This window comes from Rhodocyclus tenuis (assembly GCF_014197755.1).
Classification (GTDB): Bacteria; Pseudomonadota; Gammaproteobacteria; order Burkholderiales; family Rhodocyclaceae; genus Rhodocyclus; species Rhodocyclus tenuis.
Genome location: NZ_JACIGE010000003.1, coordinates 83,300 through 99,548, shown reverse-complemented (window position 1 = coordinate 99,548; position 16,249 = coordinate 83,300). Strand labels below are relative to the sequence as shown.

11 protein-coding genes are annotated in these 16,249 nt (G+C 65.9%); 6 read left to right on the top strand and 5 right to left on the bottom strand.

The annotated features are described in order from the left end of the window. Positions 1-12 precede the first annotated feature (12 nt). The 3 genes from GGD90_RS05500 (at position 13) to GGD90_RS05490 (ending at position 6,465) form a co-directional block, all read left to right on the top strand. Complete coding sequence (locus tag GGD90_RS05500; protein WP_153115256.1) at positions 13-5,346, top strand: pilus assembly protein; 5,334 nt, start codon at positions 13-15, stop codon at positions 5,344-5,346. A gap of 70 nt (positions 5,347-5,416) precedes the next feature. Continuing rightward, entirely contained in the window at positions 5,417-5,872 is a 456-nt protein-coding gene (locus GGD90_RS05495) for a type IV pilin protein (RefSeq protein ID WP_184414957.1), read from the top strand. Further along, positions 5,857-6,465 (top strand): energy transducer TonB, encoded by a 609-nt coding sequence (locus GGD90_RS05490; protein WP_153115254.1) that lies wholly within the window; start codon positions 5,857-5,859, stop codon positions 6,463-6,465. Before GGD90_RS05495 ends, GGD90_RS05490 begins: the two co-directional genes overlap by 16 nt. A gap of 34 nt (positions 6,466-6,499) precedes the next feature. Here GGD90_RS05490 and ispH read toward each other — a convergent pair whose 3' ends face one another. The 5 genes from ispH to GGD90_RS05465 are packed head-to-tail and all read right to left on the bottom strand — an operon-like array spanning position 6,500 to position 12,271. Continuing rightward, on the bottom strand, positions 6,500-7,429 hold the full coding sequence (ispH, locus tag GGD90_RS05485) for a 4-hydroxy-3-methylbut-2-enyl diphosphate reductase (RefSeq protein WP_153115253.1): 930 nt from the start codon (positions 7,427-7,429) through the stop codon (positions 6,500-6,502). A gap of 34 nt (positions 7,430-7,463) precedes the next feature. Beyond that, complete coding sequence (locus tag GGD90_RS05480; RefSeq protein ID WP_228273626.1) at positions 7,464-7,931, bottom strand: FKBP-type peptidyl-prolyl cis-trans isomerase; 468 nt, start codon at positions 7,929-7,931, stop codon at positions 7,464-7,466. Then, on the bottom strand, positions 7,928-8,422 hold the full coding sequence (gene lspA / locus GGD90_RS05475; RefSeq protein ID WP_153115252.1) for a signal peptidase II: 495 nt from the start codon (positions 8,420-8,422) through the stop codon (positions 7,928-7,930). Before lspA ends, GGD90_RS05480 begins: the two co-directional genes overlap by 4 nt. After that, positions 8,409-11,252 carry an isoleucine--tRNA ligase gene (gene ileS / locus GGD90_RS05470; protein ID WP_153115251.1) on the bottom strand — a complete coding sequence of 948 codons (2,844 nt, stop codon included), beginning with the start codon at positions 11,250-11,252 and terminating at the stop codon, positions 8,409-8,411. The genes lspA and ileS overlap by 14 nt, the downstream gene beginning before the upstream one ends. Before the next feature lie 8 nt (positions 11,253-11,260). After that, positions 11,261-12,271, bottom strand: coding sequence for a bifunctional riboflavin kinase/FAD synthetase (locus GGD90_RS05465; protein WP_153115250.1), 1,011 nt, complete (start codon positions 12,269-12,271; stop codon positions 11,261-11,263). A gap of 161 nt (positions 12,272-12,432) precedes the next feature. On the opposite strand from GGD90_RS05465, the gene GGD90_RS05460 reads away from it, so the two are divergent. The 3 genes from GGD90_RS05460 (at position 12,433) to ccoS (ending at position 16,121) form a co-directional block, all read left to right on the top strand. Further along, positions 12,433-13,200, top strand: a complete 768-nt coding sequence (locus GGD90_RS05460) for a 3-hydroxyacyl-CoA dehydrogenase (protein ID WP_153115249.1) — start codon at positions 12,433-12,435, stop codon at positions 13,198-13,200. 170 nt (positions 13,201-13,370) lie between these two features. Beyond that, on the top strand, positions 13,371-15,845 hold the full coding sequence (locus GGD90_RS05455; protein ID WP_153115248.1) for a heavy metal translocating P-type ATPase: 2,475 nt from the start codon (positions 13,371-13,373) through the stop codon (positions 15,843-15,845). Positions 15,846-15,869: 24 nt separating this feature from the next. Continuing rightward, on the top strand, positions 15,870-16,121 hold the full coding sequence (ccoS, locus tag GGD90_RS05450) for a cbb3-type cytochrome oxidase assembly protein CcoS (protein WP_153115247.1): 252 nt from the start codon (positions 15,870-15,872) through the stop codon (positions 16,119-16,121). Positions 16,122-16,249: the final 128 nt, after the last annotated feature.

The window sequence follows — 16,249 nt, the reverse complement described above, 5'->3', positions numbered from 1 at the left end:
GAGGAGTACCTCATGACCCGCACTCGCCAGTTTTTTTCGTCGTCGGCCTGGCTGCCGGCCGCCTTTCTCGCCAGCGCGCTCGTCCTGCCGTCCGCCTGGGCAGGTTCGATCAACCTCTCGCAGGAGCCGCTGTTCCTGACACAGAGCCAGTCGCCGCTGGTCATGCTGACGATGGCGCGCGACCACAAGCTGTATTACGAGGCTTACAACGACTATTCCGATCTCGACAGCGACGGCACGCTCGACCTCGTCTACAAGCCGGGCAAGATCGACTACTACGGCTATTTCGACTCGTACAAGTGCTACACCTACGACAGTACGGAGAGCCTTTTCGTCCCGGCGACGCCGACCAACAACCCGGTGTTCACCAAGTCTGACGGCTCGGAAATGAGTACCAGCGAAAAGGTGGTCGAGCGCCTGTCACGCAAAAGATGCACCGGACAGTGGAGTGGCGACTGGCTGAACTATGTCACCACCTCGCGCATGGACGCGCTGCGCAAGGTGCTCTACGGCGGCTATCGTTCTACCGATACCGGCAGCAGGACCGTTCTTGAGCGCGTCTTCGTGCCGCAGGACGCGCACGCCTGGGGCAAGGAGTACAAGAGCATCGCGCGCGATGGTTATGACATACGTAACTTCACGCCGCTATCCTTGCCGTCCTCCGGCAACTACCACCTGTTTGCCAACGTGACGCTGCTGGCCAGTGGCGATACGACGGGCAACGATACGGTCAGCGCACGCAACAGCCCACCGCTGCTGCGCGTGCTCAACAACACCAAGTTCCGCGTCTGGGAATGGCTGTCGATCGAGCGGCCGGTTGCGGGGTCGGAGTGCGCCACCGGCAACAACTCGCGTTCGGCATGTATCTCCAGCGTCGGCGCGACATGGACCGTCGTCAGCAGCAGCAATGTGCTGGGTGGCGGCACGACGCTCTACAGCTACACACACGACCGCGACCATCCGAACAACCGCAGCGAGATGGACGATTTTTTTACCCGAACGACTGGTAAGAGAATCCTCTCCACTCGCAGTGCGGGAACCACGATCACCAGCATCGATTGCAAGGACAATAACTGCGATCTTGATGCGGCAAGCGACGACAATTACGCGGTGGCGATTGTCGGCAACATCGTGATCACGAGCCCGGGCACCTACAGTTTCGCGATTGACGGCGACGATGCTATCGACTTCACGCTCGGAGCGGGGGTTTCCTACAATACGACGACTCGCGCACTGATACTTCCGCCGCCGGTACCCGATCCCAACAATCCGCCGAACACCATGCCCGATCCCTCGCTGCTGACGCTGGGGTGGTACGGCGGCCATGGCTTTTCCGGCGACCAGACGCATAACGCAACGAAGTATCTGGCGGCTGGAAGCTATCCCTTCGTCCTGCGCATGCAGGAGGGCAACGGTGGAGACGGCTATCGACTGAAATATCAGGAAGCCGGATCGACCTCGGCGATCTCCGATTACACCGTTCGCGTCGAGGTGTGCAACCCGGCCAAGCTCGAATCGAACTGCCGCGCCTACGGTTCCAGCCCGGTGGTGTACAAACCGACCGGCCTGCTGCAGCAGTATGGCGAGAACAACGCCATGTATTTCGGGATGATTTCCGGCAGCTACCGCAACAACACGCGCGGCGGCGTGCTGCGCAAGAACGTCGCGTCGATCAACGACGAGATCAACTCCGCCACCGGCGTTCTCACCTCGACCACCGGCATCATCCGGACCATCGACCGCCTGCGCATTACCGATTTCCGCTACAGCAGTCAGGATTATTCCTGCGGCTGGGTCACCACCACGCCGATGACGAACAACCAGTGCAACATGTGGGGCAATCCGCTCGGCGAGATGATTTACGAGGCCACACGCTATTTCGCCGGCAAGGCGACGCCGACCGCATCGTTTGTGGCCAATGTTGCCGATTCGAGTACTTCGGATTCAAAGCTTGAGCTGCCGTTGGCGACATGGGCCGATCCCTATCGCACGTCGGGCGGTTTCCCGCACTGCTCGAAGCCCTATTTCATGGCGATCAGCGATGTCTATCCCTCGTTCGACGCAGACTCGATTCCCGGCAGCAAATTCTGCACTGACGAAACAACGACGACTTATCCCTGCGGCGGCAGCACCTTCGGCTCGGGCGATCTCACCGACTTCAACATGGAGACGCTCGGACAAAGCGTCTGGAACAAGGAGTTCGGTTCTTCGGTGACGAAATCGGTCTTCATCGGCCAATCGGCGGGGAGCTACGACAATGCGCCGACACCGAAAGCGGCAAGCAGCTTCGGCACCCTTCGCGGTCTGTCGCCGTCGGAACCGACGCGGCAGGGAAGTTATTCTGCTGCGATCGCTGCGTACTACGGACACATGAATGATCTGAGCAACACCAACGGTAGCCAGAAAGCCTCGGCCTACGCCATCGCGCTGGCGCCGCCCTTGCCGACGATCGAAGTGCCGATGGGCGAGGCGAGGATCACCATCGTGCCTTTTGCCAAATCGGTTGGCGGCAGCAGCATCAGTGCCGCTGCTACTTCTTTCCAGCCGACCAACCAGATCGTCGACTTCTATATCGACGACATCGCCAATACCAGTGCCGGCGATGCCGATTCGACGGTCAACGGGGGCCGACCCTACTACAAGTTCCGCATCAACTACGAAGACGTCGAGCAAGGCGCCGACCACGACATGGACGCCATCTCGACCTACGAGATCAAGAAACTGGGTGACAACCTCATTTCGGTGTCGGTTTCTTCCGACTACGCGGCCGGCGGCATCATCCAGCACATGGGCTACGTCATTTCCGGCGCCAGGGAGCTGAGTGTCGTCCTCAACAGCACCACCGGCGAAGTGCAGTCGACCTGCGAGATCAGTTCCGGGGCTTCCAATTCGATCTACCTCGACGTGCGCGACAGCGACACCGGTGAGGGCAGCGATCCCGAGTACGGTATTGACACGCGTTACAACGCGTCCGTTGTCTCGCCAAGCAGCTGCACCGTCACCTCGAATGCCTATCCGGCGGGCGGACCGTCTCTTGGACTGTCGCGCACCCGCTACTTCCGCGTCGACACCGCGGCGACGGCAGCGTCGTTGTTGAAGGATCCGCTCTGGTACATGGCCAAGTTCGGCGGCTTCCACGACGACGACACCAGCCCGAACGGCATTCCCGAGGGCGCCGAATGGGATTCCGATGGCGACGGTGTTCCCGACAACTACTTCCTGGTCGTGAATCCGCTGAAGCTCGAGCAGCAGATGGGCGCGGCGCTCGCCAAAATCTCCAAGGATGCGGGCACGGCGGCGGCGCTGGCGACCAACTCGACCAGCCTGCGTTCGACCTCCGTTCTCTACCAGGCGCGTTTTTCCAGCGATGGTTGGGGTGGTGAGGTAAATGCCTATCCGATCCTGCCCGACGGCAGCCTCGGTCAAGCGGCCTGGCGTGCCCAGGACGTGATGTACTCGACGCCTATCGACCCCGCGACCCGCGTCATGCTGACCTACGATCCGGCGGCCGCCAGCGGCAACCACGGCATTCCCTTCCGCTGGGCGAGCATGACCAGCGACGGGGCACTGCAACGCTCTCTCGGCACGCTTTCAGCGAGTGGCAGCCAAGACACCGAGGGCGAGAACCGCCTGCTGTTCCTGCGCGGTGGCGTGCCGACCGGATTCAGGCAGCGTCCCGCTTGCGGCCCGCCGAGTTCTTGCGTGGTCAATTTCCTCGGCGACATCGTCAACTCGGCACTGCAATACGTTGGCGCACCGTCTTTCGGTTACGGACTGACCAGTTACCGCGATTTCTACAACGCGCGCAAGAGCCGGACGCCGATCGTCTATGTCGGCGGCAACGACGGCATGCTGCATGGCTTCGACGCGGCAACGGGCGTAGAAAGGCTGGCCTACGTGCCGAGCATGCTCTATCGCAACGCCAAGCTGTCCAAGCTGACCGCTGCCGACTATGGCAAGGAATCCAATCCGCACGCCTTTTATGTCGACGGTTCGCCAACCGTCGGTGACGTCTGCGATAGCGGCTGCGCCGATGCCGGCGCCTGGAAAACCCTGCTGGTCGGAGGGCTTGGCGGCGGCGGTCAGGGCATCTACGCCCTCGACATCACCGACCCGTCGACTTTCAGCGAGGCCAATGCGGCGAGCCTCGTCAAATGGGAATTCTCCGACAGCAGCGATGCCGCAGCGGCCGATCTCGGCTATACCTACAGCCGGCCGTCGATCGTCCGTCTGTGCACGACACGCGATCCGGATGGGGTGAGTGATCCGCAACCCTGCACGGACTGGCAGTGGGTGGTCGTTTTCGGCAACGGTTACAACAATGACGACGCCGATGGCACCGTCAGTTCGTCGAGCAATGCCCATCTGTTCATCGTCGATGCCTTGACCGGCACCTTGCTGAAAAAACTGACGACGACGGTGGCGGCGACGCCGAACGGACTGGCAACCGCGACGCTTGGCGACATCGACTCCGACGGGATTGCCGATTTCGCCTATGCCGCCGACCTCAACGGCAATATGTGGAAGTTCGATCTGACGACGATCAGCAGCGCAAATGTCGCGTACCGGCTCTATCACGCGCAGACCACGGGAGGTGATAGGCAGGCAATCACCACCATGCCCAAGCTGGTCCGTCATCCGCTGGGCGGCGTGATGGTCCTTTTCGGAACGGGGAAGTACCTCGAAGCGACCGACAAGAACAGCAGCCAGCAACAGACCTTCTACGGCATCTGGGACAAGCGCGACGCGACGGCCGGCGTTTCCTTCTCCAGCCGCAACAACCTGCAGGAGCAGCAGCTGGTCAACTTCTCGACAACCTACGGCGGGGCAATCTATTCGACGACCACCGCCAACGGCGTCGACTGGGACAGCAAGCTGGGCTGGTATCTCGATCTGCTGACCGACGGCAGCAATCCGAGCGAACGCGTCGCCTATGATCCGCAGCTGCTCGGCAGCAATCTGCTCAATGTGCCGACGATCGTTCCTTCGAACGACATCTGCGACTATGGCGGGAGCTCGTGGGACTACATGCTCAGCCCGCTCACCGGCGCCCGGCAGGACTACGATGTATTCACCAATGTTCCGAGAATAGTGATCAACACAGGCATCAGCGTTCCCGCCAGCCGTCGCCAATCGACCGTCGGCATTTCACCGACCGGCACCACGGTGACCATCGGCCGCGGCACGGGTGTTGTCTACAAGGGTGGGTCGGGAGGCGGTGGTGGCAGCGGCGGAGGTGTCGGCGGAGGTTTCGGCGGAGGTGGCGGCACCACCGAGGTTTATGGCATCACCCTGCAGTTCGGCCTTGGACGTCGGCTCTCGTGGCGAGAGCTGGAAACAGACTGATGCGCCAGCGCCCCGGCAGACGCTGGCAAGCTGCGTGTTGGCGGTGCGGTTTTGAATGATCGGAAAGAAAATGCTGCGAAAACCTCGCGAAGCGCGTGCCGCCGGTTTTACTCTCGTCGAACTGGTGGTGACGATCGCCCTCCTCGGAATCATCATGGCCATCGCCGTGCCGCAGTTCAACGAGTACATCCGCGCCTCCAAACGCGCCGATGCGACCGGCGTGCTGACCGAGGCGGGGCAGTTCATGGAGCGCAACTTCAGCAATACCGGCAGCTACCTGAGCGACAGTGCTGGCAACAACATCGCGCTGCCGGCGGGGCTCGCCGTGGCGCCGCGCTCGGCGTCGGCGGGCGAGGCTTACTACAACATCTCCTTCGTCGCGACGCCGACCGATTCGGCCTTCACGCTGCAGGCGGTACCGGTCAATTCGATGAGTGGTGACAGCTGCGGCACGTTCACGCTGACCAATACCGGTGTGCGTGCGGTCAGCGGCAGCCGGCCTCTTGGCGAGTGCTGGAAGAGCTGAGTCCACCGTCGCGCGGCAGGTGGCAGCAGCTTCAACTGGCGCTGCTCGCGTCGCTGGCGCTGCACACCTTCCTGCTGTTGCTCTCGCCGTCGCCGCCGCGCTTCCACTCCTATCCGCCGCCGCTGGCCGTCAATCTGCCCCGGCAGGCACCACCTGCGGCAGCTGAGGATGCCTCTGCCGCCGTCAGCCCGCGACCGGCGGCGCCGGAAGTCGCGCCCAGCGACGAAGTGCCGGCCGATATCGTCGAACTGACCCCGCAGCCGCAGCCGCCTGAGCGTGCCGCACAAACGGCCGTCTACATTCCGGCGGCGCTGCTCGCCGCGCGGCCGGTGCTGGAAAACCCCGAGTGGCTGGATAGCGGCTGGCCGCTGCCGGCGCAGGCGCGCGGCGATGTTGTCGTGGCCCTGCGCATCAGCAAGGACGGCGTCGTCGATGAGGTGCTGGTCGAGGAAGGTGCCGCCAGCGAACTGGCCGACTGGCTCAAGCGCGAGATACCTCTGCGCGCCCGCTTCACCCCGGGGCGCTGGCGCGATGTGCCGGTGGCGAGCGAACTGCGCGTCCGCCTGTCACTCGACGCGGTGGTGCGCCGCTGAGCGGCGCTAGCGTCGCGCGCCCGCGGTCCGGTAATCAGGTTGCTTCGAGCAGATCGCGCGGCAGCGGGAAATTGACGCCCTCGATGATGCCGGGAATGTCCTTCACCGAGTCGGCGCCGAGCGCGATCAGGCGTTCGACGACTTCCCTGACCAGCTTTTCCGGCGCCGAGGCACCAGCGGTGACGCCGACCTGCTGCACGCCATCGAGCCATTCGGCGCGGATGTCGGCGGCGCGATCAACGAGATGCGCGCGAACGCCGCGGCTTTCGGCGACTTCGCGCAGGCGGTTCGAGTTGGAGCTGGTCGGCGAACCGACCACCAGCACCAGATCGCAGGCGTTGGCCAGGCTGCGCACGGCGTCCTGACGGTTCTGCGTGGCGTAGCAGATGTCGTCCTTCTTCGGTCCGATGATCGTCGGGAAGCTCTGCTTGAGCGTGCTCACCACCTGTTCGGCATCATCCACCGACAGTGTGGTCTGCGTCACGTAGGCCAGCGCGTCGGGCTTTCCGACTTTCAGGCTGGCGACGTCGGCAGAGTTTTCCACCAGATACATGCCTTCGGTGGTCTGCCCCATCGTTCCTTCGACTTCCGGGTGGCCGCGGTGGCCGATCATGACGATCTCGCGCCCCTCGCGGCGCATGCGTGCGACTTCCATGTGCACCTTGGTCACCAGCGGGCAGGTCGCGTCAAAAACGCGCAGGCCGCGCGCCTGCGCTTCTTCACGTACCGCCTGTGAGACGCCATGCGCGCTGAAAATCACCGTGCTGTCGGCGGGAACATCGGCGAGTTCGTCGATGAAAACTGCACCTTTTTCGCGCAGCGAGTCGCAGACGAAGCGGTTATGCACTACCTCGTGGCGCACATAGATCGGCGCGCCGAACTTTTCCAGCGCGCGCTCGACGATGGCGATGGCGCGTTCGACGCCGGCACAGAAGCCGCGGGGATTGGCAAGGATGATGTTCATGACTGTTCCTGGTGGTCGGTGGCGCCTGACGGCGTCAGAGAACGCCGATCAGCCGCACTTCGAAGCGGATGGCGCGCCCGGCGAGCGGGTGGTTGAAGTCGAACAGCGCCGTTTCGGCGTCGAGTTCGCGCAGGAAGCCGGCGAAGGCGCCGCTGTCGGGAGCGGAAAATTCGACGAGCGAATTGGGCACGAGTTCGATTTCCGGCGGCAGCGCGCTGCGCGCGATGCGCTCGACGAGTAGCGGATTGTGTTCGCCGAAGGCTTCGGTCGGCGGCAGTTCGAAGACGCGTTCGGCGCCGACCGGCAGGCCGAGCAGACGCGCTTCCAGCGGCGCGGCGAGCTGACCGCTGCCCATCTGCAGCGTTGCCGGCGAGAGGTCGAAGGTGCTGACGAACTCCTCGCCGTCGGCGGCGGCCAGCCGGTAGTGCAGGGTGATGAAGCTGTCGGGCTGGACTGTGGGCGGATTCGCGTCGGCGGTAGGCGGCAGTTCGTTCGTGCTCAAGTGTTTTCCTTGGCCGCGCGATCACGCTGCGGGCGCAGTTGTTCGAGCGCCAGCAGTACGGCGCCGATGGTGATCGCCGAATCGGCGACGTTGAATGCCGGCCAGTAGAAGCCGGCAGCGTGCCACTGGATGAAGTCGACGACGGCACCGAAACGGATGCGGTCGACGACGTTGCCGAGTGCGCCGGCGAGGATCAGCGACAGTGACAGCGACAGACGGAAATCGTCGGCATGCCGGCGCAGGGTGACGACAATCCACGCCGAAATGGCGAAGGCCAGCACGGTGAAGAACCAGCGCTGCCAGCCGCCGGCGTCGGAGAGGAAACTGAACGCCGCGCCTTCGTTGAAGGTGAGCACCCAGTTCCAGAACGGCGCGACATAGACCGTCTCGCCCGGCAGCAGCCTGGCGAGGACGAACCACTTGCTGGCCTGGTCGAGGCCGATGAGGACGGCCGCCAGAATCAGCCAGGGGGTGATCCTAGGCGCAGGCACGCGGCTCCCCCTCGCCGGCGAGATTGGAAACGCAGCGGCCGCACAGTTCGGGATGCTCGGGGTCGCTGCCGACGTCGGCGCGCACGTGCCAGCAGCGTTCGCACTTGGCGTGCGTCAGCGCGCTGACGACGAGGCGTTCGTCGGCGGCGTCGGCCACTTCGCTGAGCACCACCTCCGAGCAGATGAAGACAAAGCGCAGGTCGTCGCCGAGCGAGGCGAGCAGCGCGTACTTCTCGCCGGCGGCGGCGATCGTCACCGATGCCTGCAGCGAGGAGCCGATCTCGCCGGCGATGCGGCGGTCTTCCATCGCCTTCGTCACCTCGCCGCGCCAGGCGCGCAGCTTGCCCCACTTGTCGAGCAGCGCCGCTTCGTCGGCCGGCGCCGGCGCGCGGTGCCAGGTCTGCAGCATCACCGAGTCGCGGTTCGGCGTGTCGTCGCCGGCGGCGAGCACGCTCCACACTTCCTCGCCGGTGAAGCAGAGGATCGGCGCCAGCAGGCGGTTGAGCGTGTGCGCGATGTGCCACAGCGCGCCCTGCGCCGAACGCCGCGCCAGCGACTTGGCGCCGGTCGTGTACAGGCGGTCCTTGAGGATGTCGAGGTAGAAGCCGCCGAGGTCTTCCGAGCAGAAGGTCTGCAGCGACTGGACGACGCGGTGGAACTCGAAGCGCGCGTAGTCGGCTTCGCAGCGCTCGGCGAGTTCGCGCGTCATCGCCAGCGCGTAGCGGTCGATTTCCAGCCAGTCCTCGGCTGCCGGCATGTCGCGGGCGGCGTCGAAGTCGGCGACGTTGGCAAGCAGGAAGCGCAGTGTGTTGCGCAGGCGGCGGTAGGATTCGACGACGCGCTTCAGGATTTCGTCCGAGATCGACAGCTCGCCCGAGTAGTCGGTGGCGGCGACCCACAGGCGCAGGATGTCGGCGCCGAGCGTGTCCGACACCTTCTGCGGCGCGATGACGTTGCCTTTCGACTTCGACATCTTCAGGCCCTTGCCGTCGACGACGAAGCCGTGCGTCAGCAGCGCGTCGTAGGGCGCGCGGCCGTCGATGGCGCAGCCGGTGAGCAAGGAGCTCTGGAACCAGCCGCGATGCTGGTCGGAGCCTTCGAGGTAAAGGTCGGCGGGGTAGGAGAGCTGCTCGGCGTGCGAACCTCGCAGCACGCTCCAGTGCGTGGCGCCCGAGTCGAACCAGACGTCGAGCGTGTCGCTCATCTTGCGGTAGTGCTCGGCCTCGTCGCCGAGCAGTTCGCGTGGATCGAGCGCGAACCAGGCTTCGATGCCGGATTTTTCGACGCGTTTGGCGACTTCCTCGATCAGTTCGGGCGTGCGCGGGTGCGGCTGCGCCGTCTCGCGGTGCAGGAAGAAGGGGATCGGCACGCCCCAGTTGCGCTGGCGCGAGACGCACCAGTCGGGCCGCGTCTTCATCATCGCCTCAAGGCGGGCGCGGCCCCAGGCCGGGAAGAACTGCGTTTCGTCGACGGCGCGGCCGGCGATGTGGCGCAGCGTCGGCGCTTCGCCCTGCGCTTCAGCGTGCGCTCCGCCTTGCGCGCGCTGGTCCATGCCGACGAACCACTGCGTCGTCGCGCGGAAGATGATCGGGCTCTTGTGCCGCCAGCAGTGCGGATAGCTGTGCTTGAGCTTGTCGAGCTTGAGCAGGCGTTCGCGCGCGGCGAGTTCGTCGATCACCAGCGGGTTGGCTTCCCACACCGTCTTGCCGGCGAGTTCGCCGGTCGACAGGGCGGGCGTCGCCGGCAGGAAGCGGCCGTCGTCGCCGACCGGGTTGTTCACCGGCAGGCCATAGACCTTGCCGACCACGTAGTCGTCCATGCCGTGTGCCGGCGCGGTGTGCACGAGGCCGGTACCCGAATCGACGGTGACGTGCGTGCCGCAGATGATCTCGACCTCGCGCGTCTGGAAGGGATGGCGCAGCAGCAGGTGTTCGAGCGCGGCGCCCTTGGCGCTGGCGACGCGCGTGCCGGTGAGGCCGTAACGCGCCAGACAGGCGTCGGCGAGTTCGCGCACGAGGATCAGCGATCCCTTCTCGGTGTCGATCAGCTCGTAGTCGAATTCTGGATGCACGCTGACCGCTTCGTTGGCCGGCAGCGTCCATGGCGTCGTCGTCCAGATGACGGCGAAGGTCGGCCCGCGCAGGTGCGAGAGGCCGAAGGCGTGCGCCGCTTTTTTGGCGTGGTTCGGGTGCAGCTCGAAGGCGACGTCGATCGCCGGCGAATTCTTGTCCTCGTACTCGACTTCGGCTTCGGCCAGCGCCGAACCGCAGTCGAGGCACCAGTTCACCGGTTTGAGGCCCTGATAGAGGTAGCCTTTTTCCAGGATCTTGCCGAGCGCGCGGATTTCGTCGGCCTCGGTCCTGAAGTTCATCGTCAGGTACGGGTTGTCCCACTCGCCGAGCACGCCGAGACGGATGAAGTCCTTCCTCTGCCGCGCCACCTGTTCGCCGGCGTAGGCGCGGCACAGTTCGCGCACGCGGTCGGCGGCGATGTTCTTGCCGTGCAGCTTCTCGATCTGGTGTTCGATCGGCAGTCCGTGGCAGTCCCAGCCGGGCACGTAGGGTGCGTCGAAACCGGCGAGCGTCTTCGAGCGGACGATGATGTCCTTGAGGATCTTGTTCACCGCGTGGCCGATGTGGATGTCACCGTTGGCGTAGGGCGGTCCGTCGTGCAGCACGAAGCGCGGCCGGCCGGCCGACGCGGCGCGGATCTTCTCGTACAGCTTCTGTTCCTGCCAGGCGGCGACCCATTGCGGTTCGCGTTTGGCGAGGTCGCCGCGCATCGGGAACGGTGTGTCGGGCAGGTTGAGCGTTTTCTTGTAGTCGGCCATGGCGATCTTTAGAGGATGGGCGGGCAGAGGGGCGCCGTCGGGGAGTGGCTGGATGTGCTGAATGCGTCCGCGGCGTCCGCAGGGCGGCCGGTCGCGAAAAACTCGCGTGCGGCGGCGATGTCGCGGCCGATCTGCGCACGCAAGGCGTCGAGGCTCGGGAAAGTCATTTCGTCGCGCAGCTTTTTCAGGAAGCGGACGCGCAGATGCGCGCCGTAGATGTCGCGGTCGAAGTCGAACAGATGCGTCTCCAGCAGCGGCCGCGTCTGCCGGTCGGCGCTCGGGCGCACGCCGAGATTGGCGACGCCGGCGAGCGGCGCGCTGCCGGGTCCGCCAAGGCCTTTCACCTCGACCGCGAAAACGCCACGCAGCGGCGGCCGGTCGTGCTTGATCAGGATGTTGGCGGTAGCAAAACCGAGGCGACGGCCGAGCTTCTGACCATGCACGATGCGCCCGTCGATGGCGTAGGGGCGACCGAGCAGGCGTTCGGCGCGATCGAGCTCGCCCTGGTCGAGCGCGTCGCGAACGCCCGAGCTGGAGACGCGTTCGCCGTCGACGACGACGCTGTGCATCGCTTCGACGATAAACCCGTGACGCTCGCCAGCGGCGGCCAGCTGCGCAAAGTCGCCGGCGCGGTCGGCGCCGAAACGGAAGTCGTCGCCGATGATCAGGTGACGTACGCGCAGCGTGTCGATCAGCACACGGCGGATGAAGTCGTCGGCCGAGAGCGCGGCCAGCGCGCCGTTGAAGCGGCCGACGCAGGCGAAGCGCACGCCTTCGGCAGCAATCATCTCGAGCTTTTCGCGCAGCGTGGACAGGCGTGTCGGCGCCGCTTCCGGCGAGAAATATTCGCGCGGATGCGGCTCGAAGGTGAGCGCCGACGGCAGCAGCGAGCGCGCGTGAGCGACCTCGCCGAGGCGCGCGAGCAGCGCGCGATGGCCGAGATGGACGCCGTCGAAATTGCCGATGGTCAGCGCCGTGTCGGCTGGCGCCGGGCGCGAGAATCCGCGGTGGACGAGCATTGGGCGAGTGCCGCCTCGAAAAAAACGTCAAATTATAGCGGGTTGGCGCTGCGCCTGCCGTTTCCGGGCCGGGTGGTGTCTGGCCGGGTACGCCGTCACCGGTTGCGCGCAGAATTTCGCGGTAAGATTTGGCGATCAGACAACACAGGGGAGAGTCGGTAATGCGCATCGAGAATTCGGTATTTGTGGTGACCGGCGGCAGTTCCGGTCTGGGCGCGGGAACCGCGCGCATGCTCGTCGCCGCCGGCGCGCGCGTACTCATCGCCGACGTCAATGTCGAAGCCGGCGAGGCGCTGGCCGCTGAACTTGGCGCTGCTGCGCGTTTCGCGCGTACCGACGTCGCCGATGGCGCCAGCGCCGCCGCTGCGATCGAAGCGGCGCAGACGCAGTTCGGTGGCCTGCACGGGCTGGTCAACTGTGCCGGAATCGCGCCGGCGGAGAAGGTCGTCGGTCGTGACGGCCCGCACCGGCTGGAAAGCTTCGCGCGCGTGATCAACGTCAACCTGATCGGCTCGTTCAACATGCTGCGTCTGGCAGCGGCGGCGATGAGCGGCAATGCGCCGAACGCCGACGGAGAGCGCGGCGTGATCGTCAATACCGCTTCGGTCGCCGCTTACGACGGCCAGATGGGGCAGGCGGCGTACGCCGCGTCGAAGGGCGGCATCGTCGCGCTGACGCTGCCGGCGGCGCGCGATCTGGCGCGCTCGGGAATCCGCGTGATGACCATCGCCCCCGGCATTTTCGAGACGCCGATGCTGCTCGGCATGCCGCCGGAAGTGCAGGAAGCGTTGGGCAAGACCGTTCCTTTCCCGTCGCGCTTGGGCAAGCCCGCCGAATACGCGGCGCTGGTGCGGCACATCGTCGAGAACACGATGCTCAACGGCGAGGTCATCCGCCTCGACGGCGCCATCCGCATGGCGCCGAAGTAAGCCATGTACTTCGGGAGAAGGCAGCGGGCCGCCTGTGCCGCTGCCTTGCGCGCGGCACAGGCGGCCGCGCTCGGCGCCGGTGTTGAAGCAACTGCCGAAGAAGTGCCCGCTGTGCGCGGTGTGGCTGGGCGGGAGGTAGTTCCTGCGGCGCGCGCGTACGGCATCCGGCGATGAGTTCAACACCCTGTTACCACTGCGGCCTGCCGATTCCGCTCGGGGTCGATCTGTCGGTCGGCATCGACGGCGAACGGCGCGCGATGTGCTGCATCGGCTGTCAGGCGGTGGCGCAGTCGATCGTCGATAACGGTCTGGCTGATTATTACCGCCATCGCGACGCGCTGCCCGAGTCGCCGCGCGAGGCCTTGCCGGCGGTGCTTGCCGATCTGCGTCTGTACGATAACGCCGATTTCCAGAAGAGTTTCGTGCGCACGCTCGGCGCCGACGAGCGCGAGGCGGCGCTGCTGCTCGAAGGCATCACCTGCAGCGCCTGCATCTGGCTGAACGAGCAGCATCTGTCGCGCCTGCCCGGCGTGCTCGCCGCCGACATCAATTACGCGACCCGGCGTGCGCGCGTGCGCTGGGACGAGACGCGCATCCACCTCTCCGACATCCTCGCCGCCGTGGCCGCCATCGGCTATCGCGCCTATCCCTACGATCCGGCGCGCAGCGAGGCATTGGCCAGGGAAGAGCGGCGCTCGGCACTATGGCGGGTGTTCGTCGCCGGCTTCGGCATGATGCAGGTGATGATGTACGCCGTGCCGGTGTACTTCGCCGCCGGCGACATGAGCGCCGACATCGAACAGCTGATGCGCTGGGCGAGCTTGGTGCTGACGCTGCCGGTCGTTCTCTACTCGGCGGCGCCGTTCTTCCGCGGCGCCTGGCGCGATCTGCGGCTCGGCCGCGTCGGCATGGACACGCCGGTGGCGATCGGCGTCGGCGTCGCTTTTGCCGCCAGCGTCTGGGCGACGCTGACGGCGTCGGGGCAGGTCTATTTCGACTCGGTGACGATGTTCGTCTTCTTCCTGCTCGGCGGCCGTTTCCTCGAAATGACCGCACGGCAGAAAGCGGTGTCGGTCACCGAGGCGCTGGCGCGGCTGCTGCCGGCCTTTGCCGAGCGTCTGCCGGCCTATCCGGAAGAGCGCGAGCCCGAGCGCACTCAGGTCGGCGATCTCAAGGCCGGCGACGTCGTGCTGGTGCGTGCCGGCGCGACCATTCCGGCCGACGGCCGCGTGCTCGAAGGCGAGAGCGCGGCCGACGAGGCGCTGCTGACGGGCGAGAGCGTGCCGGTGAGCAAACGGCCGGGCGATTCGGTGATCGGCGGCGCGACGAACGTCAGCAGTCCGCTGGTCGTTGCCGTCGAGGCGGTGGGCGAGGCGACACGCCTGTCAGCGATCGTCCGCCTGATGGAGCGCGCGGCCGGCGAGAAGCCGCGTCTGGTCGAACTGGCCGACCGCGTCGCCGGGCGCTTCATCGCCGTCGTGCTGCTGCTGGCGATCGTCACGGCAATCGTGTGGATGCTGGTCGATCCCGATCAGGCCTTGTGGGTCACGGTTTCGGTATTGGTCGTTACCTGCCCCTGCGCCCTGTCGCTGGCGACGCCGCTGGCGCTGACCGCCGCCGGCGGCGCGCTGGCACGCGAGGGGGTGCTGGTGACGCGCGCGCACGCCATTGAAACGCTGGCGCGGGCGACGCACTTCGTTTTCGACAAGACCGGCACGCTGACGCTCGGTCGCATGCGCCTGCTTGAGGTGCTGCCGCTCGGCCGGCTCGACCGCGCCGGCTGTCTGGCGCTGGCTGCGGCGCTGGAACGCGATTCCGAGCATCCGCTGGCGGCCGCCCTGCGCAGTGCCGCGGCGGAAGCTCAGACACCGGCGGCCGGAGCCGCCCCATTTGCTGTGCCGGCCGAACTGCGCAATACGCCGGGCTGCGGCATCGAAGCGATGGTCGACGGCCGCCGCCTGCGGCTGGGGCGGCCGGATTTCGTCGGCGAGCTGCACGGCATGGCCTTGCCGCCCGAGGTTGAGGCGGCAAGTGGTGGCGGCGAAGCGGTGGCGACGCTGATCGCGCTCGGCGACGAGCACGGCTGGCTGGCACTGTTCCGCATCGGTGACGCGCTGCGCCCGCAGGCCGCGGCGCTGATCGCCGATCTGCGCGCGGCGGGCTGCGCGGTGACGCTGGCGACCGGCGACGCGTGGCCGGTGGCGCGTGCGGTGGCGGCCGAACTCGGCATCGACGATGTGCACGCGGCGCTGTCTCCACAGGGCAAGCGCGACCTTGTCGCGGCCTTGCAGGCGCGCGGCGCCGTCGTGGCGATGCTCGGTGACGGTGTGAACGACGCGCCGGTACTGGCGCAGGCGCAGGTGTCGATCGCCATGGGCGAGGGCGCGCCACTGGCGCGAACGCAGGCCGATCTGCTGCTGCTCTCCGGCAATCTCGATCACCTGCGCCAGGGGGTGCGCCTGTCACGGCGCAGCTGGCGCGTCATCCAGCAGAACCTGGCATGGGCGGTGGTCTACAACGCACTGGCCCTGCCGCTGGCGATGGCCGGCATGGTGACACCTTGGTTAGCCGGCATCGGCATGTCGGCGAGCTCTTTGCTGGTCGCGCTCAATTCGCTGCGCCTGCAGGCGCCAGCCCGCAACTGACCCGGGGAATTCGCACCGAACACCATGGAAACCCTCTATCTGCTGATCCCTGTCTCGGTCATCCTCGTCTTTTTCGTCGGGCTGGCCTTCTGGTGGTCGCTGCGCAGCGGCCAGTTCGACGATCTCGACGGTCCGGCGTATCGCGTGCTGATGGACGACGATCGCGGCAAGGAGCAGGGTGCCGGGCCATCGACTGAGTCAGCCGATGCGGCGCCGGCAGCGGCTCCGCCGGCGCCGCCCGACACCGCCGCTGCGCCGTTGGAGCGGCGTCGCTAGTCCCGCCGGGAAGGCGGCCGGCCCGGCCGAGCGAGCACGTCCGCACAATAGAGCGTTTGATCTGTGCAATATTTTGTTTGATCTGTGTCGAGTTCCGTTACGTTGGATTACAATTGGCGCAAACAAAG